At 58.7% G+C, this 24,704-nt stretch carries 18 protein-coding genes and 1 pseudogene; 13 read left to right on the forward strand and 6 right to left on the reverse strand.

The annotated features are described in order from the left end of the window. Positions 1-11 precede the first annotated feature (11 nt). The 8 genes and pseudogenes from DWG20_RS06035 to DWG20_RS06065 form a co-directional block, all read left to right on the forward strand. Entirely contained in the window at positions 12-1,043 is a 1,032-nt protein-coding gene (locus DWG20_RS06035; RefSeq protein ID WP_115432967.1) for a glycosyltransferase family 2 protein, read from the forward strand. Positions 1,044-1,196: 153 nt separating this feature from the next. Beyond that, positions 1,197-2,111: a glycosyltransferase family 2 protein gene (locus DWG20_RS06040; protein ID WP_115432968.1), complete on the forward strand. Its 915-nt coding sequence runs from the start codon at positions 1,197-1,199 to the stop codon at positions 2,109-2,111. Continuing rightward, the gene (locus tag DWG20_RS15925) at positions 2,108-3,256 is read left to right on the forward strand and encodes a hypothetical protein (protein WP_147289923.1); all 1,149 of its coding nucleotides are present in this window, start codon (positions 2,108-2,110) and stop codon (positions 3,254-3,256) included. The genes DWG20_RS06040 and DWG20_RS15925 overlap by 4 nt, the downstream gene beginning before the upstream one ends. Continuing rightward, positions 3,234-4,283: a glycosyltransferase family 9 protein gene (locus tag DWG20_RS06045; RefSeq protein ID WP_115432969.1), complete on the forward strand. Its 1,050-nt coding sequence runs from the start codon at positions 3,234-3,236 to the stop codon at positions 4,281-4,283. Before DWG20_RS15925 ends, DWG20_RS06045 begins: the two co-directional genes overlap by 23 nt. After that, positions 4,280-5,407, forward strand: a complete 1,128-nt coding sequence (locus DWG20_RS06050; RefSeq protein ID WP_115432970.1) for a glycosyltransferase family 9 protein — start codon at positions 4,280-4,282, stop codon at positions 5,405-5,407. Before DWG20_RS06045 ends, DWG20_RS06050 begins: the two co-directional genes overlap by 4 nt. A 25-nt stretch (positions 5,408-5,432) precedes the next feature. Beyond that, complete coding sequence (locus tag DWG20_RS06055) at positions 5,433-6,014, forward strand: D-sedoheptulose-7-phosphate isomerase (RefSeq protein WP_115432971.1); 582 nt, start codon at positions 5,433-5,435, stop codon at positions 6,012-6,014. A 20-nt stretch (positions 6,015-6,034) separates the two neighbouring features. Further along, complete coding sequence (hldE, locus tag DWG20_RS06060; protein WP_220272022.1) at positions 6,035-7,498, forward strand: bifunctional D-glycero-beta-D-manno-heptose-7-phosphate kinase/D-glycero-beta-D-manno-heptose 1-phosphate adenylyltransferase HldE; 1,464 nt, start codon at positions 6,035-6,037, stop codon at positions 7,496-7,498. 31 nt (positions 7,499-7,529) lie between these two features. Further along, a pseudogene (locus DWG20_RS06065) lies at positions 7,530-7,733 on the forward strand (transposase); the annotation flags it as partial. A gap of 89 nt (positions 7,734-7,822) precedes the next feature. Here DWG20_RS06065 and DWG20_RS06070 read toward each other — a convergent pair. The 6 genes from DWG20_RS06070 to rpmH all read right to left on the reverse strand — a co-directional run bounded on the left by DWG20_RS06070 (position 7,823) and on the right by rpmH (position 14,105). Continuing rightward, positions 7,823-9,517: an IS1634 family transposase gene (locus DWG20_RS06070; protein WP_115432973.1), complete on the reverse strand. Its 1,695-nt coding sequence runs from the start codon at positions 9,515-9,517 to the stop codon at positions 7,823-7,825. 764 nt (positions 9,518-10,281) lie between these two features. After that, positions 10,282-11,628: a tRNA uridine-5-carboxymethylaminomethyl(34) synthesis GTPase MnmE gene (gene mnmE, locus DWG20_RS06075; RefSeq protein ID WP_181881007.1), complete on the reverse strand. Its 1,347-nt coding sequence runs from the start codon at positions 11,626-11,628 to the stop codon at positions 10,282-10,284. Between the two features lie 136 nt (positions 11,629-11,764). Beyond that, a complete protein-coding gene (yidC, locus tag DWG20_RS06080) occupies positions 11,765-13,402 on the reverse strand; it encodes a membrane protein insertase YidC (RefSeq protein WP_115432975.1) in 1,638 nt (545 codons plus the stop codon). A 17-nt stretch (positions 13,403-13,419) separates the two neighbouring features. Beyond that, positions 13,420-13,629: a membrane protein insertion efficiency factor YidD gene (gene yidD / locus DWG20_RS06085; protein ID WP_115432976.1), complete on the reverse strand. Its 210-nt coding sequence runs from the start codon at positions 13,627-13,629 to the stop codon at positions 13,420-13,422. Next, positions 13,605-13,967: a ribonuclease P protein component gene (rnpA, locus tag DWG20_RS06090; protein WP_115432977.1), complete on the reverse strand. Its 363-nt coding sequence runs from the start codon at positions 13,965-13,967 to the stop codon at positions 13,605-13,607. The genes yidD and rnpA overlap by 25 nt, the downstream gene beginning before the upstream one ends. Before the next feature lie 3 nt (positions 13,968-13,970). Beyond that, positions 13,971-14,105: a 50S ribosomal protein L34 gene (gene rpmH, locus DWG20_RS06095; RefSeq protein WP_115432978.1), complete on the reverse strand. Its 135-nt coding sequence runs from the start codon at positions 14,103-14,105 to the stop codon at positions 13,971-13,973. Between the two features lie 279 nt (positions 14,106-14,384). Here rpmH and dnaA point away from each other — a divergent pair, with 279 nt between their 5' ends. From dnaA to DWG20_RS06125, 5 genes are all read left to right on the forward strand, one after another. Then, a complete protein-coding gene (dnaA, locus tag DWG20_RS06100) occupies positions 14,385-15,791 on the forward strand; it encodes a chromosomal replication initiator protein DnaA (protein WP_115432979.1) in 1,407 nt (468 codons plus the stop codon). Between the two features lie 32 nt (positions 15,792-15,823). Beyond that, entirely contained in the window at positions 15,824-16,930 is a 1,107-nt protein-coding gene (dnaN, locus tag DWG20_RS06105; protein ID WP_115432980.1) for a DNA polymerase III subunit beta, read from the forward strand. 70 nt (positions 16,931-17,000) lie between these two features. Further along, positions 17,001-19,397 carry a DNA topoisomerase (ATP-hydrolyzing) subunit B gene (gene gyrB, locus DWG20_RS06110; protein ID WP_115432981.1) on the forward strand — a complete coding sequence of 799 codons (2,397 nt, stop codon included), beginning with the start codon at positions 17,001-17,003 and terminating at the stop codon, positions 19,395-19,397. 538 nt (positions 19,398-19,935) lie between these two features. Next, entirely contained in the window at positions 19,936-22,737 is a 2,802-nt protein-coding gene (locus tag DWG20_RS06120; protein ID WP_281269949.1) for a YjbH domain-containing protein, read from the forward strand. A 59-nt stretch (positions 22,738-22,796) separates the two neighbouring features. Then, positions 22,797-24,686: an SLBB domain-containing protein gene (locus DWG20_RS06125; protein WP_115432983.1), complete on the forward strand. Its 1,890-nt coding sequence runs from the start codon at positions 22,797-22,799 to the stop codon at positions 24,684-24,686. Positions 24,687-24,704 lie beyond the last annotated feature (18 nt).

Consider the following 24,704-nt stretch of genomic DNA (forward strand, 5'->3'; position numbering starts at 1 on the left):
TTTAAGACGACATGAAATCCAGCGAACCAAGTAACAACATGGAAGAAAACAAAGAGCTTGCATTTTGCATGCCGACATACAACCGCGCAGATGTCTTAATAGAATCCATCCCTGCCCTTATAGAAATTGCAAAAGAGTGGCAAATCCCCATCTACATCTGCGACAACAAATCGACGGACAATACTGCAGAAGTCATCCAGCAGCTCATGCTCAAATACAGCTCGCTGTATTATTTCTCCAATGAAGAAAACATAGGCCCAGAAAACAATACTGTTAGAGTACTCGGTTTACCAGATACAAAATACAGATGGCTACTCGGAGATCATTACAAAATAAAAGACAGGTCTACATTTCGATCAGTATACGACAAGCTCACATCCGAGGAGTGCTACGACTTTATCGTGGTAAATGCAGAGAATCGGATACAAAGCATCCCATCACAAACTTATACCAACAAAGAATCTGTAATTATCGATCTTGGCTGGCATATGACGATGCTCTCCACCCTCATTTACCACAAAGAATCACTCAAAAAAATGGACTTTGATCGATTCGAGGGAACCCGTTTTTCGCAAACACTATCCATACTGGAATACATAAGCAAAAAACCTTTTCGGATTTATTGGTACGAGGATGAGATCATCGAGTCTTACGCGACCCATACCAGCTCAACATGGCTTAAAAATACCTGCGATATTTTCATAAAAAACTGGTATTACGGCATAATGTCGCTATCACCACAATATAGTCATGAAGCCAAGAAAGTCTGCATAAGAAAGCATTCCGACCATTCAAATCTGTTCAATATAAAAAGCATGCTTTTATTTAGCACCCTTGGCGGAGCCAAATTTAGCACCATAAAAAATCACGCATCAATACTACCTGATACAATAGGCCTCAGAAAAACTGCCATCCTCTTAACCGTTTCACTCATACCCCAATCCATTCTTAAAATATCATATTCAGCATACAAAAAATCACAACTCATCAAAAACAAAAAAACACACCCAATAAAAGTGAAAAAACTTAACCGAATTTTTTAGTTTCACACAGAACCCTGATTAATACGCAATAGATATTGCGCCAAGGTTATTATTCTTATTTGCCAAAACACATGACAATTAGACCTTTATCTGGTGCAAAATTTGCACGGCATTATTTCAAGTATATTGCGAGACAAGGAGTAAGGTAGCGCAATGATTTATACGATACTGGTCAACTGGAATGGCGGGGAAGAAACAATTGCATCCCTCTCCAGCTTGATGAAATTGAACGTTGATAAATTCCACGTCCTTGTTTGCGACAACAATTCAACGGATGAATCCCTGGAGAAACTAAACAATTGGGTAACCGAACACAAACTGACTTGTGTTTCTATCTTGCAAACTGGCCATAATCTTGGCTTTGCAGGCGGCAACAATGTGGGCATTAAGGTTGCACTGAAAGACCCTGAGACAACGCATATTTGGCTGCTTAATAACGATACCTTGGTTGATGAAAAGGCACTTACAGCCATGCTGCAAGTAATGGAGAAAGACCCACAAATTGGAATTTGTGGATCCACTCTGCTGTATGAACATGACCCGAAAGCCATTCAAGCTGTTGGCGGATATTATAATTCCTGGCTGGGTATTTCATCACATGCTTTGGGCGGGGAACCTTATTCGGCAGAATTATGTAAAAGCGTTGACCCAGGAAAATTTGATTACATTGTCGGTGCCTCCATGCTGGTCAGCCGGGAATTCATCGAGAAGGTCGGCTTAATGGATGAGCAATACTTTCTGTATTGCGAGGAATTGGACTGGGCAACACGGGCCAAGCGGGCAGGATTCAAGCTGGGATATGCTCCCCAAAGCATCGTGTATCACAAGGAAGGTGCCACCACGGGTAGTGCAGCGCATATTCGACGTAAAGCGCGGTCGGAATTTGCGGATCGGTGTGCATTGCGTAGTCATTTGATCTATGCGAGAAAGTTCCATCCTGTACGAAAGTGGACCGTGTGGCTATTTTACATAGTCAAGTCCATCAAACGGTTGATGCAGGGAGATATCCGGGGCTCCGCGCGCGTGCTAGCCTGCTTTTTTAATGTCAAGCATTTTATTTCGATATGATTGCAAAACGCGACATAGTTTTTTTTGCGCTGCTATTTTTTTCTCAAATATGGACCATCAAAATTGGCCCGTTAAGCGTTGCAATGCTTTTTTTTGCAGCTTGCGCACTTTTTTACCCGAAATTTAATAAAATCCCACTTGCAGCCTATCTTTTAGGGACCGCAGCAGTGTCGAGTATTATTTTTTGGTGGGTCCCTGCATACGACTCAACTCTGCATTATTCAAGATTAATGCCTATCATTTCTGTTTTTTTTGTATTTCTATTTTTAAGCTTAATCAAATTATTTGACAGTTACAAACTTTCCTCCGCAGCAAGAAACTACGCATTGACATGCCTACTGTTCTCCCTCCTTTCTGCCGCCATTTTTACCACGCAAAATTTCATTTCGGCCGAGGACGGCCCCGTTGGCTTTTTTAACGAAAAAGGCCTATATGGATACTATTTGGTTCTACTAGGGTTAATATTAATCACCCAACGACCGGGGCTATTTAGCATTTCAATTTTATTCCTTATTACAAATTATGTTTTTTTTGTTGTAGAAGCAAGTAGAGCTTTACTTCTCTATATTGCCTTTGCCTTTATATACCTCCAAGCAGGAAATATAAAAACCAAAATCTGGCTGCTATTTTTTGCGCTTCTCTTAGCCATGGCTGTTATATTTAGTAACTTCGGGGAAATGCTCGCCTTGAAGTTATCAATATTAGGTTCCGGAGAAGGCACCATCGGGCGATATGCCGCAATGACCTTAGTTGCAAACTCCACTCTTTCTGAATTTGTTTTTGGGCATGGGTTTGGCACATATTTGAATTACCGTGCCATGCATTTGGAACTGCCCGGCGATGCAACTTATGATTATGCAGGTTCGTTGATACTTGAGCTTATTTTTGAAGTTGGATTACCCGCCACATTAATGCTTTTGGTTATTTTAACGAAATATGTTTTTGGACGTTTCTCTGTTTTCCTATTTTGTGCCTTTATTTGCCTTGTTGCAATAGGCGGAAAACACGACATCCAAATGCTCACAAGCATTATTTTCATGAAGATAATTTATGAAAATTTAACAACAAAAAAATTGAATCTATCATTAAGAAATAAATCACAAAATAGAGGGCATAGCCTGAATGCGAAAAGTATTGCTTGTTAAGCTCGCTTCGCTGGGTGACGTATTAGCAACATCACCCTTTCCGATGCTGATAAAAAAGCATCACACCAATCTCAGTCTCCATCATTTAGTTATGGAACACTGCAGGGTGGTGACGGAGCATAATCCATGGCTCGACAAACAGATTGTCATTGAATTCATGCCCTCTGGCAACCGCTGGGTCGATCTGGCCAGAGCGGCCAAACTGGTATTTCGGTTGCGTGCCGAAAAATATGATACCGCCTTCGTTTTTCATCGCAACCTGTTCTTTCAGGTCGTGTGCTGGCTGGGAGGCATAAGGGAAATATACGGCTTCAGTTCCAGGCTGAACCCCTTTTACAAAAAACACATGACTTACCGCTTCGATGTGAATCGCACAGAACAGGAATGCGATTTGTTGCGCATGGGTGGGCTTGATATTCCAAATGTGGAGTCGTTGGAGTTTCACCCCGCTGCAAGTGAATTGTCGGATGAAATCGCCCAGAAACTTCCTGATCAATTTATTGCCTGCAACCCGGGAGGTGGCAATCCACATGCGCCAGCGGATAACCGCATGTGGCCCATCGAAAAATATGCAGCCTTGATCAATGCCTCCAGCTTGCCTTTTGTCATTCTAGGCCATGGAGCAGCGGACGCAGAAAGAGTCAATGAATTGACCAAGATGGTTGACTCGGCCAGGATGGTGAGTCTGGTCAATAACACTTCATTCTCCGATACAGCATTGGTGTTGCAACGGGCAACGCTTTATGTAGGTAACGATAGTTCCCTGATGTTTCTGGCAGCGGCGATGGGGATAAGTACCGTGGGGCTGTATGGGCCAACCCAGTCTGTTGCGGCCAACCCCGTGGGGAAAAAGCAATATGCAATCATTGGAAATGCAGAGTGTGCACCGTGCTACAACCCTTATGATGGCGTGAGCGGAAAGATGTATGCCTGCACAAATAATATTTGCATGCAAGATATTGATGTGGAAGTCGTGTTGAACCGTATCAACACCCTGATTAAAGAATGTGGCGCTGAAAACAAATGAAGTTGTTCTTATTAAAAATTTTCGATCGATCTTTTGCCTTAGTGCTCGCTCTGCTTCCGGCAAAGAAACCACCAAAGCAAAATGTCCCAAGGAAAGTGCTGGCTATCAAGTTGTCAGCGATGGGGGATGCATTATGTTTGATGCCTGCATTGCGGATGCTGCACGACTCCATGCCCGGAGCGGAAATTGATTGGTTAACCACTCGCCGGGCCAACCCTGGTCTCTTTTCAAAACTCGATTTTTTGAAAGACACCTTGCTGTTACCCGTCAGCCCTCACGGCATGCTTCTGTTTTTCTTCAAGCATTTCCGTAAACTACGATCTTATGATCTCGTCATCGATTTTGACCAGTATTACCGGATTTCGGAACTGATCGCTTTTTGTGGTCGAAGCAGTGCCGGGTTCCATGCACCGCTAAAGGGCCGTACCTTTGCCTTAGCGCTGGATTACGAAGCACATAAAAGCGAAAAGCTGCAGTTTTCTGACCTAGTGAACTTGGTCATTGCTTTTTATGGAAAGCAACCCGCAACGTATTCGGTAGAGTTGCCTGAATTGCTTGCGGGATTTGAGCCAAGCAGTGCCTTGCAGGAATTCGCACAATCCCTGACTGGAAAAGGTTTGCCCGTGGTCGTGCTTTATCCGGGCTCCAGCATGAACGCCTCTTTTCGACGTTGGGATTTGAGCAATTACCATGAGGTTATTAAAGGGCTGACGGGACGGTGCTCATTCATCGTGGCAGGGGGACCAGATGAAGTTGAACTGAAGCCCTTCTTTTCTCAAATCGGGCTAGGCGATCTCGACCATATAAATGCATGGACTCTGAAAGAGTGGCTATGGATTTTCAGACATTGTGCAGACTTGCTGGTGGGCAATGATGGTGGGTTGCTACACTTGGCCGAGTCCCAAGGTGTTCCGATGGTGGGTATATTTGGCCCGGCCCTTTATGCAAAATGGGGTTCCATTAATCCAGAAAGCATCGGCATTGAAACAGAAATGGGCTGCCGACCTTGTTTGCGTAATTACGAGGGCCACGTACCAAGCCAATGTGCAAGGGGTGATCGAGCCTGTTTGCAAATGCTGAAACCAGAGCAAGTAGTTCGTGCAATAGGAACACGAATCCGATAACGATTATAGATAAGGAATATAAATAATGAATGATTTGTTTCTGAAAAACGTGCGGCAGCATCTTGACGTCATATCAAAGCTTTCTGACTGCAACGAGGCCGTTAGTGCCAGCATTGAAAAAATAGTTTCTTGCTTGCGAACCGGAGGGAAGGTCATGTTTTGTGGCAATGGCGGTTCGGCTGCGGATAGCCAACACCTTGCAGCTGAATTTACCGGACGTTTTATCAAGGACCGCCGTCCATTGGCTGCGCTAGCACTTTCCACCGACACCTCTGCGCTGACTTGCATCGGTAATGATTATTCGTTCGATGATGTTTTTCTGCGCCAAGTGATGGGTTTGGGTAAGGAAGGAGATTGTCTGGTGGGGATTTCAACCTCCGGCAATTCTCGAAATGTGATCCTGGCTGTTGAGGCCGCAAAAGACATGGGTATCCATACCATTGGTTTGCTGGGCCGTGATGGCGGCAAGCTGGCAACGCTGTGCGATTGCAGCATTGTGGTACCCAGTGATGTGACGGCCCGCATTCAGGAGGCGCACATTCTTATCGGCCACACGCTATGCGGTGGTGTCGAACAGGCTTTGGGCCTCGTTCCTGCTGAATTTTAAAAATACGCAAGGAAATGATCTTGAAACCACTCAGCGATTTGCCGGATTTTTCTCAAGCCAGCATGTTGATCGTGGGCGATGTGATGCTGGATAGCTATTGGCATGGCAATACATCCCGCATTTCGCCGGAAGCCCCCGTGCCCGTGGTGCATGTCACCTCTGAAGAAGCACGGGTTGGCGGGGCGGGCAACGTCGCACTCAATGCGGCTGTGATTGGGGCAAAGTCCTATCTGCTCGGCCTGGCGGGACACGATCCTGTTGCCGATCAGATTGAAGCGATGCTGGCCCAGCAGAATGTGGATTGCCGCCTGGTACGCGTGCCTGGTAGCAAGACGATTACCAAGCTGCGGATTTTGTCGCGCCATCAGCAACTGATCCGGGCTGATTTTGAAGATCATTTCCCCAATTGGGAAACCGGAGAACTGCTGCGCGAGTTCATGCGCATTCTTCCCTCCGTCAACGTCGTGGTGCTTTCGGATTACGCCAAGGGTGTATTGCGCGGCTCGGCTGATCTCGTTTCTGCGGCCCGCAAGGCCGGGAAGCCCGTAATCATTGATCCCAAGGGTACCGATTTCGAACGTTATCGCGGAGCCACGGTGATCACGCCCAATTTGGCAGAATTCGAAGCGGTGGTCGGGCGTTGCGCAACCGAGGAAGAAATCGTCCGTAAAGGTATCAACCTGCGCGAAGCACTCGAGTTGGAAGCCGTGCTGGTTACGCGCAGCGAGAAAGGCATGACACTGCTGGCACGTGGATGCGAGCCCCTGCATTTGCCCACCCGCGCCCAAGAGGTGTACGACGTGACCGGGGCAGGCGATACCGTTGTGGCTACCTTGGGCGCGGCGCTGGCTGCCGGCATGGATATGCCATCGGCTGTAGCGCTTTCGAATGTGGCGGCCGGCGTGGTTGTCGCCAAACTCGGTACGGCCACCGTTTCACCTCTGGAATTGAAGCGCGCCTTGCAAGGGAGCAGCGTTGCCGGCCAGCGCGGGGTATACGATGAAGCCGATCTGCTTTTGCAAGTGGATGCCGCGCGTGGCAAGGGCGAACGCATCGTCATGACGAACGGTTGTTTCGATATATTACATCCGGGCCATATCGATTATCTGGAAAAAGCCAAGGCGCTGGGCGATCGTTTGATCGTGGCCGTGAACGGCAATGCTTCGGTCAAACGCTTGAAAGGCGAGGATCGCCCGGTAAATTCACTTGGCGTTCGCATGCGTATGCTTTCTGCCTTGGCGTGCGTCGATTGGGTGGTGCCTTTTGCCGAAGATACGCCGGCCCGTTTAATCGGTGAGGTATTGCCGGATGTCTTGGTCAAGGGCGGTGATTACGCCGTAGCTGAAATTGCAGGTGGCGACAAAGTAATGGCAGCGGGGGGAGAGGTCAGCGTGCTGAAATTTGTAGCCGGGCATTCCACTTCCGAGCTGATAAACAAAATCCAGAAGAGCATCGCACAAGAGCCGCTAACAAAACCTCCTTGATGCCGACAGCGTAAAGCCCCATCTGGTCGGCATGAAGCGAAGTGTTATCAGCCAGAAGCTCTGGAAATCGTTGCAACCGCTGTTGCCACCCGCGCCTTCAAGCCGGGGGTGGTTGATGACCGGGCGCTTCTCAACGGCATCCTGCTCGTCCTCGCCACCGGTATCCCGTGGGAGGATCTGCCCCCAGGAGCTGGGGTTCGACAGCGGCATGACCTGCTGGCGGCGTCTACACGACTAGCAGGCCCACAGGGTTTGGGACCCCCGAGTTCGACAGTTAAACGCGTAAGTTATTGATTCTTCTGTGACAGCGTTTGAAATGCTCCACTACAGAAGGGGCAGTTGCTTGCTAGCGGCCGGTTTTTTGACCCGCAAGGCGGACAGGATGCCGGTTTGTTCCTGGCTGATCGACGAGATCCCCGAGATTGGTTGAGCGTTGTTCAAAGTCACACGGTGATGCTGGATCCGCCGCAGCAGCGATAGCGCTCGCTCGGGCGACAGGCCGCTTTGACTGGCGGCAAGACGCTGGCGCATCACCCGATACAGGATCAGCGCCATGAAGCAAATCGCCGCATGGGCGCGGATGCGATCCGGCAGTCGGTGGTACACCGGCCCGATCTCGATTTCCGACTTGAGCACGCGAAAGCCGCGCTCGATATCGGCCAGCGACTTGTAGCGTTTGATCACCTCCATCGGCGTCAGATCGGCGGCGTTGGTCACCAACAGCAGCTTGCCGTCCATCCGCCGCGCATGAGCGAGCGCCTGCTCGTCGATGTTGTAGCTGAACAGCTCGCTCTTAAGGTCTACCCGGATGATGCGTGCCAAATGCGCTTCGCACGCCTCATGGTAGAACCGGGCGCGCGCACCGCCGTCCGACAGCTTGCGGCCGCGGCCGCGTTTGCCGGCATCCTGCGCATCGAGCTTACCGCTCCATTCGGCCGCTTTCTGCTCCAACTCGGCGATCGTGTGGTCGCGCTGCGCGCCTTGGTCGGAGGCCGTGTCTGGATTGTGCGCGACGATCAGCCGTAAGCCGTTCCACTTGAGTTCGCCGGTGACTTCCTTGGCCGCGCCCAAGCAATGCGCCTGCTGAAACGACGCCAGCAACTCGGTAAATTCGCTATAGCGCCGTCCCGGCACCGCCAGGATGAACTCGAGCGGCTTGCCGCTCGGCAGCGTGATCGCCTGCAGCTCGGTGAGGTTGTCGGTGGACAGCAGCCCACGATCCGCGACGGCAATCACGCGCTGAATCGGGAAGCGCTGGATCACCTTCTCGATGGTCGGCTTGAGCGTGGTGACTTCGGCGGTATTGCCGTCGAACACCTCATGATAGAGCGGGATGCCGTCGGCGGTCTGCACCACGCCGAGCATGAACTGGCGGGCGATCACCCCTTCCTTGGCCATGCCGAACTGGCGCACGTCGCCGCTCTGTTGCGACAGCCCTTCGGCGCGGATGGTGGTCATGTCGTAGAACACCACCGCCAACTCCTGATCCAGCAACGGGCGCAACAGTGCAGACACGACCTCATCGACGGCGTCCCGATGCTCGATCAAGGCATCCATTGCGCGCAGCAAATGATGGTGCTCGATGTTGTCGAGGACGATGCCAGGCAAGCTGACGGTTTCCAGCCAGCGCAATACGCCGAGCTTGGAATCGGGGTCGCACAGCCGGTTGAGCACCATCACCCGCAGCAGTGCTTCGACGTCGATGCCATGGCGCGTACGGCGGAAGGTCTGGCGCAGCTGGCCGAAGCCCAGTTCGTTCCATAGTTCGGTTAACGCCCAGACATCGCCGAGAGAGAGCGCCGACTCGAAGGTCATCGCAGGCGGCTCGGCGGGCTCTGACAAAGAGCGTCCGGTGACGCGCAGCAAGCCTGAAATGACGGATTCGAGTTCCGAGCCGAGCTGATCCAGCCGCCCGAGAGTGGCAACAGTGCGTTGCTTGGGGCGGCCATGGTCGTCGCGGTAGGCTTCGACCAATTGGACGTAGCGGCGCGAGCCGGATGTGGTGACTTTGACGAACATGCCGTTACTTTATATTGGTCTTGAATGCTGCCAACAAAAACATATCACAACAAAAACGTGCCATTACAAGCGTTGGAGTGCGAACCACGCGGGAACCCGCATGGTTATTAGATGTGAGGGGTCAAAATAGGCCGATTTTGGGCGCTAACTGTCGAACTCGGGGGGACCGTTTGCACCTGGCGCTGTTGACCTAACTGAGTCAATGCAACCCGATAGACTGGAGTTGCACCAGCATCGATGGGGGGGAGTGTTGCCAGCACCCGGGGGCCAGGAAATTTGCCCCAATGCCACCGACCGGGGCAAGCTCGTTAGCAAACGGCATCCGATCGTCGACCGGCGTGGTGTGCTGCTGACGCTGAGCATTACCGGTGCCCATCGCCACGACTCGATGGCCTTCTAGGCGTTGGTACACGCCATTCCGACCATTCCCGCTCTTCCGGGACGCCCGCCCCAGCGACCACACAAGCTGTATGCGGACAAAGGCGATGATTACCGTCGCTGCCGCGCGCACTTACAGCATCGGGGCATTCGGGCCCGCATTGCCTGTCGGGGTCTGGAGAGGCGCGAGAAACTTGAGTGGCCCCGCTGGGGGGTGAACGGTCCCTCCCATGCTTGGCTGGCCGCGCTCGGCAAGCTGCGTATCCGCGTTGAGTGGCGGCTGGACACCAATTACGCCTTTCTCAAGCAGGCTTCTTCTTGATCCGCTTACGCTTTGTCAACCCGTTTTGTTAGTGGCTCTTAGAGAATATCTGGGAAGGGGAAAATTACTTCCCAATACAAAACCGCGAAAAAATCACCCCCAGCAAGTCGTCCGGCGTGAACTCGCCGGTGATCTCCGACAGCGCCGACTGCGCCATGCGCAGTTCCTCGGCCATCAGTTCGATCTGCTGGTAGGCGGCTTCGGCGGCGTCGAGGTGGGCTCGGGCGCGGCGCAGGGCGTCGAGGTGGCGTTCGCGCGCCAGGTACAGCCCTTCCTCGGCACCGTGCCAGCCGATCGCCTTCAGCAGCAGCGCGCGCAGTTCGGGCACGCCCGCCATCGTTCTGGCCGACAGGCGCACCGCCGGGCCGTTTGCTTCTTCGACCCGGCCAGCGTCCTCACCGGTGAGGTCGACCTTGTTGTGCACCGTGACGCGCGGCAGCGCCGGCGGCAGGCGCTCGAGCAGCGCCTCTACCGACGCGGTGACGCCGCTGCGGCTGTCGACCAGCACCAGTGCGAGGTCGGCCTTGTCGACCGCCGCCCAGGTGCGCTCGATGCCGATCTTCTCGACCAGGTCCTCGGTTTCCCTCAGCCCCGCTGTGTCGATCACGTGCACCGGCACGCCGTCGATCAGGATTTCCTCGCGCACCGTGTCGCGCGTGGTGCCGGCGATGTCGGTGACGATGGCGATCTCGTCGCCGGCCAGCGCGTTCATCAGGCTGGACTTGCCGACGTTCGGCTCGCCGACTAGCACGACGTGCATGCCTTCGCGCAGGATGGCGCCCTGCTTGGCGTGCGCCAGCACATGATCGAGCTCGGACTGGATGCGGTGCAACTGGCCGCGCGCGTCGGCGGCTTCGAGGAAGTCGACGTCTTCCTCGGGGAAGTCGAGCGTCGCCTCGGTCAGCATCCTGAGCGTGATCAGGTGGTCGACCAACTGGTGGATGTCGTGTGAGAACGCGCCCTTCAGCGATTTCAGCGCGCTCTTCGCCGCGGTGGCGCTGGACGCGTCGATCAGGTCGGCGACGCTTTCCGCCTGCGCCAGGTCGAGCTTGTCGTTCAGGAACGCCCGTTTGGTGAATTCGCCGGGCTCGGCCAACCTGGCTCCGAGTTCGACGCAGCGCGAAAGCAGCAGCTGCATCACCACCGGGCCACCGTGGCCCTGCAACTCGAGCACGTCCTCGCCGGTGAAGCTGTGCGGGCCGGGGAAATAAAGCAGCAGGCCGTTGTCGATCGGCTCGCCCGCCGTGTCGTAAAAGTCGGTGTAGGTCGCGTAGCGCGGCTTGGGGCGTTTGCCGCCGGAGATCGCCTCGGCGAAGGGCAGCAGGGCGCGGCCGGAGATGCGGATAACGCCGACGCCGCCGCGTCCGGGGGCGGTGGCGACGGCGGCGATGGTGGCTTCGGGATAACGCAGTGGGCTCATCCGGCAAGTATACCGCGCGGCGTGGTGCCAAGGTTGGCCGAGCCTTGCGCGACAGGGCTCGGCCAACCTTCCGGCACAAAAAAACGCCCGTCGCGATCGACGGGCGTTTCGGGTATTGCGAACGAGCTCAGCTTTGCAGCGCGGCCTTGCGCGAGCGCTCGATCGAGCGGTTCACGTGCCACTGCTGCGCGATCGACAGGATGTTGTTCACCAGCCAGTACAGCACCAGGCCCGACGCGAAGAAGAAGAACATCACCGAGAACGCGATCGGCATGATCTTCATCATCTTCGCCTGCACCGGGTCGGCCGGCGGCGGGTTGAGGAAGGTCTGCAGATACATGGTGATCGCCATCAGCGCCGGCAGCACGTAGTACGGGTCCGGACGCGCGAGGTCGTTGATCCACAGGATCCAGTCGGCCTGGCGCAGTTCTACCGAAGCGAGCAGCGACCAGTACAGGCCGATGAAGACCGGGATCTGCACCAGGATCGGTAGGCAGCCGCCGAGCGGGTTGATCTTCTCGACCTTGTACATCTCCATTGTCGCCTGCTGCATCTTCATGCGGTCGTCGCCGAACTGCTCCTTCAGGCGTTCCAGACGCGGCGCGAGCGCCTTCATCTTGGCCATCGAACGGTAGGACGCGGCGTTCAGCGGGTAGAACACGCCCTTGACGATCAGCGTCAGCAGCACGATCGCCCAGCCCCAGTTGCCAATCAGCGCGTGCAGCTTGGTCAACAGCCAGAACAGCGGCGACGCGAAGATGTGCACCCAGCCATAGTCCTTGGTCAGTTCCAGCCCTTCTGCGGTCTTGACGAGGGTGTTGTACTCCTCGGGGCCGGCGTACAGTGGCACGGACAGGCTCTTCTTGGCGCCCGGCGCGATCGCCGGCACGTCGACCAGCGTGGCGGCCGAGTACAGGCCGGCGTTTTCCTTCAGCTCGAAGCGGCAAGCCTTGTCGTTGGCGCACACGCTCGCGCCGCCTTCGGGCTTCAGCAGCCAGGCCGACACGAAGTAGTGCTGCACCATCGCGACCCAGCCGTTGTCGGCGTTCTTCACGTAGTCGGCCTTGCCCTTGGCGACGTCCTCGAAGCTCGCCTTCTGGAACTTGCCTTCGGAGGTGTAGACCGCCGGACCGGTGAAGGTATAGGTGAGACGGCTTTCGCCCTCCGGCGTTTCGCCGTCGCGCAGCAGGCGGTAGTAGGCGGTGGTCGACAGCGGCTTGGCGCTGCCGTTTGCGATGTCGTAGCGGACGTCGACGCGGTAGCTGCCCTTCCTGAACACGTACACCTTGTCGACCTTGACGCCGTTCGCTTCGGGTGCCGACAGGCGGACCTCGAGCGAATCGCCGTTCAAGGTGTAGGCGGTCTGTTCGGCGCTGAACACGGTCTTGTGCGTCGGCAGCGCCGGTTCGGCGGTCGACACCAGGCCGGTCTGCGCGACGTAGACGCGGCCGCCCTTGTCGGTGAACAGCTCGAACGGTTTCTTCTCGTCGTTGGCCGAGTCGAAAGCCTTGAGCTTCAGCTCGCGCAGGTCGCCGCCGACGGTATCGATCTGCGCGTCGAACAGGTCGGTGCTGACCTTGACGCGCTGGCCGCTGGCGAGGCGGGCGGCGTCGCCGCCCGGGGTGGCGGCCGACTGCGGGGCCACCTGCGCCACCTGGGGCTGGGTGGCGGCCACCGGCGGCGCCTTGGGCGCGAAGTATTGGTCCCACAGCAGGATGATGCCGAGGGACAGCGCGATGAAAAGGATGAGACGCTTGGAATCCATCTTCGTTAACCGGAAAGTTAGGGGACCGGGTCGTAACCGCTGCCGCCCCACGGGTGGCAACGCATCAACCGCCGGATGGCCAAGTAGCCGCCCTTGAGGGCGCCGTGTCGCCTGACCGCCTCGATCGCGTAGCTCGAACAGGTGGGCGCGAAGCGGCACCGCGGCGCCAGCCACGGGCTGATCGCCACCTGATAGGCACGGATCAAGAGGATGAGGAAGCGCGACATCGGGCTAGTTTAGCAAACAGCGCGGACAATGCCGTGACGGCGTCGTTTCGATCTGTATGGCCGAATGCCAGTCGGGCACGCACCACGAAGTCGCACGCCGGCAGCTCGGGCTGGTTTAGGCGGAACCATTCGCGCACGGTGCGCTTGATGTAGTTGCGCCGCACCGCCTGCTTGGCGACCTTTTTGCCCACGACCAGGCCGAGCCTGGCGTGTCCCAGCGTGTTGGGGGCAGCGTAGACCTGGAAGAAGGTATTGCTGCGGGCGCCGCGCAAACGAAAAACGGATGAGAACTCATCCGTTTTTAGCAGCCGGTGCACTCGGCGAAAGCGAAAGGCCAAAACTTACACGGCCAGACGCTTGCGGCCCTTGGCGCGACGGGCGGCCAGAACGGAGCGGCCACCGCGGCTCTTGGAGCGCACGAGGAAGCCGTGGGTGCGTTTACGACGGGTGGTGGAAGGCTGGTAAGTACGTTTCATGATGTGATTTCCTATTCCGTACGGGAAATAAACCCGTGATTACATAGGCAAAGTTGCCCCGTGTCAACCCAAATCGGCCATCGCCGCCGCGTGGCGGTCGCCGCCTGTGGATAACTTTCCGAAAAGCCTGTAAAATGCGCAAGTTAACCATCCGCTTACCGACGCGGCCGCGCCCCGGGCTTCACCAGGCTTCGCGCGGCCCGTTTCCCCATCATGTTTCCGAGCCCGCGCGCGGTGCGCAAGGGTCACGATGGGTTTGCATTCTTCTGTTGGGTACTGATGACCGATCGCGAACAATTCTGGCCTGCATGCCTCGCGCGCCTTGCCGGGGAACTCTCCTCGCAGCAGTTCAACACCTGGATCAAGCCGCTGACGGCCGAGGCCGGCGAGGACGCGCTCGTGCTGTTCGCGCCTAACCGCTTCATCCTGCAGTTCATCAAGGACCGTTTTCTCGGCCGCATTGAGGAGCTCGCGGTCGAACTGGTCGGTGAGTTGCCGGTGGAGCTGCGCGTCGGCGCGCCGGCCAAGGCACCGGTGAGCGGCGCATCCGGCGTGACGCCGAGCGCGCGGCCGGCGGCCGCAGCGACGGCCGGCGCCGGCAGCGCCAACGTGCAGGCGCAGGCCAAGCAGGCGGCGGTCAAGGCGATCGGCGCCGGCCACGAGAGCACGCGGCTGAACCCGGCGTTCACCTTCGAGAGCCTCGTCACCGGTAAGGGCAACCAGCTGGCGCGCGCCGCCGCGCTGCAGATCGCCGAGAACCCGGGCGACGCCGCGTACAACCCGCTGTTCGTCTACGGCGGCGTCGGCCTCGGTAAGACCCACTTGATCCAGGCGATCGGCAACCACGTCTACCTGAAGAACCCGGCGGCCAAGATCCGCTACATCCACGCCGAGCGCTACGTCGCCGACATCATGCGCGCGTACCAGCACAAGGCGTTCGACGAATTCAAGCGCTACTACCACTCGCTCGACCTCCTGCTGATCGACGACATCCAGTTCTTCGCCGGCAAGAACCGCACGATGGAGGAGTTCTTCTACGCGTTCAACGCGCTCTTGGAGGGCGGCAAGCAGGTGATCATGACCTGCGACACCTTCCCGCGCCACATCGAGGGCATGGACGAGCGGCTGATCTCGCGCTTCTCGTGGGGGCTGACGGTCGAGATCCAGCCGCCCGAGCTCGAGATGCGCGTCGCGATCCTGATGAAGAAGGCCGAGGCCGACAGCATCAAGCTCGACCACACCGTCGCCTTCTTCGTCGCGCAGAACGTGCGCTCTAACGTGCGCGAACTCGAAGGCGCGCTCAAACGCGTCGTCGCGTACTCGCGCTTCTCCAACCAGCCGATCACGCTCGAACTGGTGAAAGAGGCGCTGAAGGACATCCTCGCCGCCGGCAACCGCCAGGTCACCGTCGACGCGATCCAGAAGACGGTCGCCGAGTACTACAAGATCAAGCTGTCCGACATGCACAGCAAGAAGCGTACGCGCGACATCGCGCGCCCGCGCCAGATCGCGATGGCGCTCGCGAAGGAGCTGACGCCGCTGAGCCTGCCGAACATCGGCGATGCCTTCGGCGGCCGCGACCACACCACCGTGCTGCACGCGTGCAAGACCATCGCCGAGATCCGCGCTAATGACGCGGACATGGCGCACGATTACGATACCCTTTTGCAGATGTTGCGTAACTGAGGCCGAGACGGCCGACCCCGGGAGTTTTGAGCATGTTGATTTTGCAAGCCGAGCGCGATGCCCTGCTGAAACCGCTGCTGGCGGTGACCGGGATCGTCGAACGACGTCACACGCTGCCCATCCTGTCGAACGTACTGATCGAGAAAAAAGGCGGCGAAGTCGGTTTCCTCGCCACCGACCTGGAGATCCAGATCACCACGGCCAGCCCCGAAGCGCTGCCGGGCGAGGATTTCCGGCTGACCACGTCGGCCAAGAAATTCGCCGACATCCTGCGCGCGATGCCGGCCGCCTCGACCGTCACGCTGGAAAAGGACGACAACCGCCTGACGCTGAAGGCCGGCAAGAGCCGCTTCAACCTGCAGACGCTGCCGGCCGAAGACTTCCCGCACCTGTCGGTGAACGGCGCGGCGACCGCCGAATTCAGCCTCGCGCAGAAGGACCTCAAGCGCCTGTTGTCGCAGGTGCAGTACGCGATGGCGGTGCAGGACATCCGCTACTATCTGAACGGCCTGTTGCTGCAGACCGACGGCAAGCAGGTGCGCCTGGTGTCGACCGACGGCCACCGCCTGGCGTTGGCCACCGTGTCGCTGGAAGCCGAACTGCCGAAGGCCGAGGTGATCCTGCCGAGGAAGACCATCCTCGAGCTCTACAAGCTGTTGGCCGACTCGGAAGACCAGATCAACATCGAGTTGCTCGCCAACCAGGTGCGCTTCTCGTTCGGCGCGACGGTGATCATCAGCAAGGTCGTCGACGGCAAGTTCCCCGACTTCAACCGCGTGGTGCCGCTCGACAACGACAAGATCTTCCTGATCGACCGCATCACGCTCTTGCAGGCGCTGCAGCGCGCGGCCATCCTCGCCAACGAGAAATTCCGCGGCGTGCGCCTCGTGGTCGCGCCGGGACGGATGTCGATCCTGTGCACCAACAGCGAGCAGGAGGAGGCCGAGGAAGAACTCGAGATCGCCTTCCATGGCGGCACGCTCGAGATCGGCTTCAACATCAACTACCTGTTGGACGTGCTGACCAACGTGCCGGCCGAGACGCTGCAACTGGCGTTCGGCGACGCGAACCGCTCGGCGTTGTTCACCATCCCGGACAACCCCGACTTCAAGTACATCGTGATGCCGATGCGCATCTAGTCGAGCTCGGCCAACCTCAAGGTTGGCCGAGCCTCCCTCCGACCGACGTGCAATCAGCTAGAGAAGGTTTATGAGCGAACAGCAGCAGGAATACGGCGCCGACAGTATCAAGGTCCTCAAGGGGCTGGACGCGGTGCGCAAGCGCCCGGGCATGTACATCGGCGACACCCAGGACGGGACCGGTCTGCACCACATGGTGTTCGAGGTGCTCGACAATGCCATCGACGAGGCGCTGGCCGGCCATGCTGACACCATCCGCGTCATCATCCACCCGGACAACTCGATCTCGGTCGAGGACAACGGCCGCGGCATCCCGACCGACATCCACCCGGAAGAAGGCCGTTCCGCCGCCGAAGTGATCATGACCATCCTGCACGCCGGCGGGAAGTTCGACTCCAACAGCTACAAGATCTCCGGCGGCCTGCACGGCGTCGGCGTGTCGGTGGTGAACGCGCTGTCCGACTGGCTGCGGCTGAAGATCTGGCGCGACGGCAAGGTGCACGAGATGGAGTTCCGCCGCGGCGACGCGGTCGCGCCGCTGACCGTCACCGGCCACACGACGCACCGCGGCACCGAGGTGCACTTCCGCGCCAGCGAAGAAACCTTCGGCCTGATCGAGTTCCACTTCGACATCCTCGCCAAGCGCATCCGCGAGCTGTCGTTCCTGAACCAGGGCGTGGCCATCACGCTGATCGACAAGCGCAGCGGCAAGGAAGAGAGCTTCGCGTTCTCCGGCGGCGTCGCCGGCTTCGTCGAGTACATGAACCGCAACAAGACCGTGCTGCACCCGAAGGTGTTCCACGCGATCGGCGAGAAGGACGACATGACGGTCGAGGTGGCGATGCAGTGGAACGACTCGTACCAGGAGTCGGTGCAGTGCTTCACCAACAACATCCCGCAGCGCGACGGCGGTGCCCACCTGACCGCGCTGCGCCAGGTGATGACGCGTACGCTGAACCAGTACATCGAAGAGAGCGAAGTCGCCAAGAAGGCCAAGGTCGACACTACCGGCGACGACATGCGCGAAGGCCTGACCTGCGTGCTGTCGGTCAAGATCCCCGACCCGAAGTTCAGCTCGCAGACCAAGGACAAGCTCGTCTCCAGCGAGATCGCCCCGGTCGTCAACGAGGTGATCGGCGAGGCGCTGAAGAACTTCCTGCTCGAGAACCCGGTTGAGGCCAAGATCATCACCGGCAAGATCGTCGACGCGGCGCGCGCGCGCGAGGCGGCGAGAAAGGCGCGCGAGATCACCCGCCGCAAGGGCATCATGGACGGTCTCGGCCTGCCGGGCAAACTCGCCGATTGCCAGACCAAGGACCCGGCGATGTCCGAGCTCTACCTGGTCGAGGGCGATTCCGCCGGCGGCTCGGCCAAGCAGGGCCGCGACCGCAAGTTCCAGGCGATCCTGCCCTTGAAGGGCAAGATCCTCAACGTCGAGCGCGCGCGCTTCGACAAGCTGATCGCCAGCCAGGAGATCGCGACGCTGATCACCGCGCTCGGCTGCGGCATCGGCAAGGACGAGTACAACCCGGACAAGCTGCGCTACCACCGCATCATCATCATGACCGACGCCGACGTCGACGGCGCGCACATCCGCACGCTGCTGTTGACCTTCTTCTACCGCCAGATGCACGAGCTGGTAGAGCGCGGCCACATCTACATCGCGCAGCCGCCGCTGTACAAGATCAAGCACGGCAAGACCGAGCAGTACCTGAAGGACGACTTCGAGTTCAACCAGTACCTGTTGAAGCTGGCGCTCGACAAGTCCGAGCTGCTGCCCTCGGCCGGCGCGGCGCCCTTGGCCGGCGAAACGTTGGCCGAGATCGCCAAGCAGTACCTGCTGGCGCGCGCGGTGATCGAGCGCGAGAGCCGCGTGGTCGACCCGGTCGTGCTCGGCGCGATGCTGCGTCTGGACGCGCTGTCGCTCGACATCGAGAGCGCCGCCAAGACGACGCTGGCGACGCTGACCGCGGCGCTCGACGACCCGGCGATCAGCCTCACGTTGGTGCACGACGAGAAGAACGACGGCTACCTGCTGCGCATCACGCGCCGCGTGCTCGGCAACGTGATGACCACCTACCTCGACCAGGACTTCCTCGAGTCCGGCGACTACCAGACGCTGGTGAAGACCTCGCAGCTGCTGAAAGGCCTGCTCGGCGAAGGCGCGGCGGTGCGCCGCGGCGAGACGGTGCGCGAAATCGCCGAGTTCGGCGAGGCGCTCGACTGGATGTTGGCCGAGGTCAAAAAGAACATCAACGTCCAGCGCTACAAGGGCCTCGGCGAGATGAACCCGGAACAACTGTGGGAAACCACGATGGACCCGAACGTTCGTCGTCTGTTGAAGGTGAAGATCGAGGACGCGATGGGGGCCGACGACGTGTTCACCACGCTGATGGGCGACGACGTCGAACCGCGCCGCGCTTTCATTGAGACCAACGCGTTAATCGCACGTAATATTGATGTGTAAATGTTGTAGTACAATGTGAAACTTGAATATTGCCCCTCGGGGTTTCGGGAGACTGTGCGATGAAACGTGTTGCGATTCTGACTTTGTTGGCCGCTTTGGCTTCGAGCAGTGCGATGGCTGCTGTTGAAGCCGGCGCTGCAGGCGCTGCTACGGGTTCGGGTAGCGCTGCCGGTGCGACCGGCACTGCTGCGGCAGGTGCGACCGGGGCAGGTGCGGCCGGCGCCGCTGGCGCTGCCGGTACTGCTGCGGGGGTTGCGGGGGTTGCGGGTGCAGCCGCGGCTGTTGCCGTGCCCGTCTCGTTGACTGCGGTTGCCGTGGGTGCTGCGGTCGCGGGCGCGCTGGCTGTGGCGTCCAATTCGGATGACTCTGCTTCTTCCACATCCCACCATGCTTCGACGTCGCATCACTAAGAAATATCAAGCATCCGGTGCATTGTTCCGGACCAAGGGGAGCCACGTAAAAGTGGCTTTCTTTTTTTTGACCGCTCAATCCGTATAGATTTGTGAACAGGCCTTCCTTATACCGTTGCATTTGCTTAGTGGTTCCGGTTTGCGTTGCCGGCGGCGTTTACGCCGCTCCCAGCCTGACCGGCCAGGAAGGCTATATCAACATGCCGAGCGCGCTGACCGGGCAGGACGGCGCGTGGAGCCTCGGGTACAGCTTCGACCGGCCTTACAGCACGGTATGGACATCGGTGACGGTGCTGCCCGCCTTGCAGGTGACCGGGCGCTATGTGGCGGTCATGGGCATCCCCGGCTTTTCGACTCAGGGCTACGGTGCCGCTTATGGCCGTTACAAGGATAAGGTCTTCGACGCCAAGCTGCAGGTCTTGCCCGAGAGCGAGTATTTTCCGGCGGTCGCCCTCGGCAAGACCGACCTGTTCGGCACGGAGCTCTTCAAGGGTCAATATGTCGCGCTGAGCAAGCGTTTCGGAGGGCTGGAAACGACGGTCGGCTACGGCAGCGGTCGTATCTCCGGGCCGTTCGCCGGCGCCCGCTGGTCTCCGGCAGCCTTGCCGTCATGGTCGCTGGTGGCGGAATACGACGCCAACGACTACCGGAACGATTTCAGGGCCGACAAGACGTTCGCCTCCGAGCGGCAGCGGGGGGTGAAGGCCGGCCTCGAGTACCGCTGGGGCTGGCTATCGATGCAGGTGGCCAAGCAAAAAAGCCACAACAGCATCAACGCCGCGGTGACCATCCCGACCAACGAGCGGGAATTCATTCCGAAGATCTACGAACCGGTCTACTATGCGCCGACCGAGCTGCCGGTACGGCCCGCCGCCGCCGAATGGCAAGCGAATCCGGCCTACGCCCGAAACCTAGTCAGGGCGTTGGAAAAGCAGGACTACAAGCTGGTGTCGGCGCGCTACGAGCGCGGCACGCTCGCCTTGAGTTTGAGCAACAGCCGCATCTCGAACCTGGGCCGCGTCATCGGCCGTGCCGTCAGAACCGCGCTTTATTTCATGCCGCTCGAAACGCGCACCTTGAAGGTGACGTATACCGAGCGGGACATGCCGGTGGCGACGTACGAGTTCTTCAACCTGCACCGCCTGCGCGACTACCTCAACGGTAAATCGGATCGGGAAGCCTTCCGTCAATTTGTGCTGCTCAGGCCTGCGTCGGGCGCCGACGTGGCGATACCTGCGAGGAATGCCGACGACGACTTGATGGTCGGTTTGCAAGATGACCCGGAGCTGAAAGTCCTGCTCTCCGAGGATGGGGACTTCGTACAACTGAAGCAGCAAGACACGCTGCTGAACCGATTCAAGATCGCCCCCAAGCTTGGTTTCTTCTTCAACGACCCTAGCGGCGCGCTCCACTACGAGCTGAACGCGCTGGCCAACTATGACCGCCGCCTCGGCTCCGGGCTCTATTTCAACTCCGCGCTGGGCGCGACGATATCCGAAAGCGTCAGCGATGTGACCCAGCCGTCCAACAGCCTTCTTCCCCATGTCCGCTCGGACGTGGCGGAGTACAAGAAGGGCGGGCGTTTCAAGCTCTTCAGGGCGCTGCTTAACCAGTATTTCAAGCCTGACACGGACTGGTACGGCCGCGTGTCGGGGGGCATCTACGAGGAAATGTTCTCCGGTGCGGGCGGGCAACTGCTGTATGCGCCGCGTGGAAAACGCTGGGCCGTCGACGTCAGCGTTGATGCCTTGCAACAACGCGATTACCGAGGCTGGCTCGGCAGCCTGGATTACAAAACGGTCACCGCCCTGGCCGCGGTGCACTACCGCCTGCCCTACGGGGTGACGGGAACCGTCCGGGCGGGGCGCTTCCTCGCCAAGGATAATGGCGCGCGGCTGGAGTTCAAGCGCCGTTTCCGTTCCGGCATCGAGGTTGGCGCCTGGTATACCCGGACCGACGGGAAAGACATCACGAATCCGGGCAAGCCCGAGGCGCCCTATCACGACCGTGGCATTTTCTTCTCGATCCCGCTGAATTCGATGCTGGCGGTCGACTCGCGCTCGACCGCCGGCTTCAGCCTGTCGCCGTGGACGCGCGACGTCGGGCAGATGGTGGCCAGCCCCGGCGATCTCTACGACATCGTCGAGTCGCCGCGCCGCGATATGGATTTGTTTGACGGGCTGGGCAACTTCGCCGAACGTCGGGATGAACTTTCACATCCGGCCAATACACTGCCGATAGAACGCTTCAATCCCTGGCCGTCGATGCGGCTGCGCCTAGACGATTCGTCGTCGGCCTTTCCGGAAATGTCGCCCTTGCTCAAGGGTTCGGCCTTGGCTGCCGGCGCATTCGGGATCGCCTCCCTCAGCGATAGGCGCTGGGATCGCTTCACCAAGGATCGCCAGGACAACAAGTTGCTCGATGCGTGGGGCAAGGCTGGGAGGATCGCCCCGTGGGTAGGGGTAGGGCTGGCCGGAACAGCGATGGCCTTCGGTGACGACCGCCTGCAGAACACCGGCTTTATCGCGCTGCAGTCTGCCGCCGCCGCGGCAGGAGGCAGCCTGTTGCTGAAGCAGGCGGCCAACCGTGCACGGCCGGAGTCGGAGCAGGGGCATTGGGCGAGGCAGGACGGCAGTGCCTCGCGGTTTGACAGCTCGTTTCCCTCCAACCATTCTGCTCTGGCCTTCGCACTGGCGACCCCCTTCGCGTCGGAATACGACGCTCCCTGGCTCTATGGTGCTGCGACATTGGCCTCTTTGGGGCGTACTGCCGATCGCAAGCACTGGCTCTCGGATACGGTGGCCGGCGGTCTCATTGGATACGCCGCGGGCAAATGGCTTTGGACTGCCCAGCGCCGCGACCCGCGCTACCAGACCCTATTCAGCGTCGGTCAGGACCGGGTCGGCGTGAACGTGGCCGCACAGTATTGAGCTTTTTCCGCGAGTTTGCGTGATGACGAGATTGATGGATTGTTTAGGACGTGTTTCCCATGCAGAAAAAAGCTGTGTTCAGTAACAAGTTCGTGACGATAGGCTCGGCCAGCCTGGCCCTTGTCCTGTCGGCAGCGGCACAGGCCGCCGCCCCCGAAATGAATCCGTTCCTGACCCCCGGTTACGAGACGGGCAGCGCGTCCGGCCTGCCCAGTATCAGCGGCCCGCGTGCTTCTGCAGGGGCCGCCGCCCAGGCGGCGGCTGCGGTACCTCCATTGAGCCGCGCTGAGATTGCCCAGAAACAGCAGTCGTCGTTCGGCGACTATGTGAAGAGCGTAACCGGCAACTCGCTGCCCGTGTTTGGCGGTGAGCTCTTTCAGTCCGCCCCCAAAACCTTTACGCCGCTGGAAGGCGTGCAGGTCAACGGCGACTACGTGATCGGGCCGGGCGACGAGATCCAGATCCGCGGCTGGGGCATGGTGGACATCGACCTGACGGTGACGGTCGACCGCTCCGGCGCCATTTATCTGCCTCGCGTCGGCTCGGTCAAGGTGGCTGGGGTCAAATATCGCGACCTGCAGGGCTATCTGAAAACCGCCGTCAGCCGGGTATTTACCAACTTCGACCTGTCCGCCAGCGTTTCACAGACCCGCGCGGTACAGGTCTATGTGGTCGGCCACGCCGTTCGCCCCGGCACCTACACGCTGGGCGCGATGAGCTCCTTGCTCAATGCGTTGTTCACATCCGGCGGGCCGTCCGGCACCGGCTCGATGCGCAACATCCAGCTCAAGCGCGGCGGCGCGGTGGTCACCACCTTCGACATGTACGACATGCTGGTGCAGGGCGACAAGAGCAAGGACGTGTCCCTCCAGGACGGCGACGTGATCCATATCCCGGAAGTGGGGCCGCTGGTGGCGCTGACGGGCGACGTCAAGCGGCCGGCGGTTTACGAACTCAAAGGCAACAGCAGCATCGCCGATGCCGTGGAGTGGTCCGGCGGCTTCGAGGCTGCGGCGGAACGCAAGGAAGTGATCGTCGAGAGGAACGTCGGCAACCGCTACCAGACCGTTGCCGAAGTCAACGGGGATAAAGCCGCGTTGCGGCAGGCGCTCGGCCAGCTTCCGCTGGCGCCGGCCAATGTGATTCGTGTTTTCTCGCCCTCCGCGGTGCCGGTAACGGCGCAGAAACAGCGCGAATTCGTGCGGGTGGACGGGGAGGTCGCGCAGACCGGCGTTTTCCAGATCGGCAAGGGGGAGTCGCTGCGCGAACTGGTCGCCCGCCTCGGCGGCGTAACCGAGGACGGTTATGTTTTCGCGACCCAGGTCACGCGCGACAGTGTGCGCCGCACCCAGCAGGCCAAGCTGGACGAGATCGCCGACCGGTTCGAGAGAGAAGTCGAAGCTACGGCAACCCAGCGGATCGCGGGGACCACAGACAAGGATAAGGTTGCCACCGTGCAAGCCGAAGTCGAGCGTCAGCGCAGCCTTGCACAAAAAATGCGTTCGGTGAAGGCGGGCGGCCGCATCGTGCTCGAGCTCGAAGACGCCCGCGCCGCGGTCAAGAATCTGCCCGACCTGCCGCTGCAGGACGGCGACAGCGTCTACATTCCTCGCAAGCCGGGCACCGTGGAGGTGCTGGGCTCCGTCTACCAGCAGAACTCCTTCATCTATAAACCGAGCCGCACCGTGTCCGACTACATCGCCATGGCGGGCGGCCCCAGCCAGACCGGCGACAAGTCCGAAATGTACGTGATCCGCGCCGACGGTACCGTCGACGCGACCGGCGGCTGGCTGGGTGGCGTCGGCGGCGCGCGCGTCAACCCGGGCGACACCGTCGTCGTGCCGGAGAAGATCGAGCGCAGCAGCTGGACGCAGACCATCAAGGAATGGACCACGATCCTTTACCAGTTCGGCCTGGGCGCTGCGGGTCTTAAGGTGCTGAAGGACTAACTTATCCGGCCGGAGCCT

It is taken from the genome of Crenobacter cavernae, from assembly GCF_003355495.1.
Classification (GTDB): domain Bacteria; phylum Pseudomonadota; class Gammaproteobacteria; order Burkholderiales; family Chromobacteriaceae; genus Crenobacter; species Crenobacter cavernae.

Excerpts from the sequence above, each read along its gene's own strand:
- DWG20_RS06035 (WP_115432967.1), top strand. The coding sequence starts at position 12 with ATGAAATCCAGCGAACCAAGTAACAACATGGAAGAAAACAAAGAGCTT.
- DWG20_RS06040 (WP_115432968.1), top strand. The coding sequence starts at position 1,197 with ATGATTTATACGATACTGGTCAACTGGAATGGCGGGGAAGAAACAATT.
- DWG20_RS15925 (WP_147289923.1), top strand. The coding sequence starts at position 2,108 with ATGATTGCAAAACGCGACATAGTTTTTTTTGCGCTGCTATTTTTTTCT.
- DWG20_RS06045 (WP_115432969.1), top strand. The coding sequence starts at position 3,234 with ATGCGAAAAGTATTGCTTGTTAAGCTCGCTTCGCTGGGTGACGTATTA.
- DWG20_RS06050 (WP_115432970.1), top strand. The coding sequence starts at position 4,280 with ATGAAGTTGTTCTTATTAAAAATTTTCGATCGATCTTTTGCCTTAGTG.
- DWG20_RS06055 (WP_115432971.1), top strand. The coding sequence starts at position 5,433 with ATGAATGATTTGTTTCTGAAAAACGTGCGGCAGCATCTTGACGTCATA.
- DWG20_RS06070 (WP_115432973.1), bottom strand. The coding sequence starts at position 9,517 with ATGTTCGTCAAAGTCACCACATCCGGCTCGCGCCGCTACGTCCAATTG.
- yidC (WP_115432975.1), bottom strand. The coding sequence starts at position 13,402 with ATGGATTCCAAGCGTCTCATCCTTTTCATCGCGCTGTCCCTCGGCATC.
- yidD (WP_115432976.1), bottom strand. The coding sequence starts at position 13,629 with ATGTCGCGCTTCCTCATCCTCTTGATCCGTGCCTATCAGGTGGCGATC.
- rpmH (WP_115432978.1), bottom strand. The coding sequence starts at position 14,105 with ATGAAACGTACTTACCAGCCTTCCACCACCCGTCGTAAACGCACCCAC.
- dnaA (WP_115432979.1), top strand. The coding sequence starts at position 14,385 with ATGACCGATCGCGAACAATTCTGGCCTGCATGCCTCGCGCGCCTTGCC.
- dnaN (WP_115432980.1), top strand. The coding sequence starts at position 15,824 with ATGTTGATTTTGCAAGCCGAGCGCGATGCCCTGCTGAAACCGCTGCTG.
- gyrB (WP_115432981.1), top strand. The coding sequence starts at position 17,001 with ATGAGCGAACAGCAGCAGGAATACGGCGCCGACAGTATCAAGGTCCTC.
- DWG20_RS06125 (WP_115432983.1), top strand. The coding sequence starts at position 22,797 with ATGCAGAAAAAAGCTGTGTTCAGTAACAAGTTCGTGACGATAGGCTCG.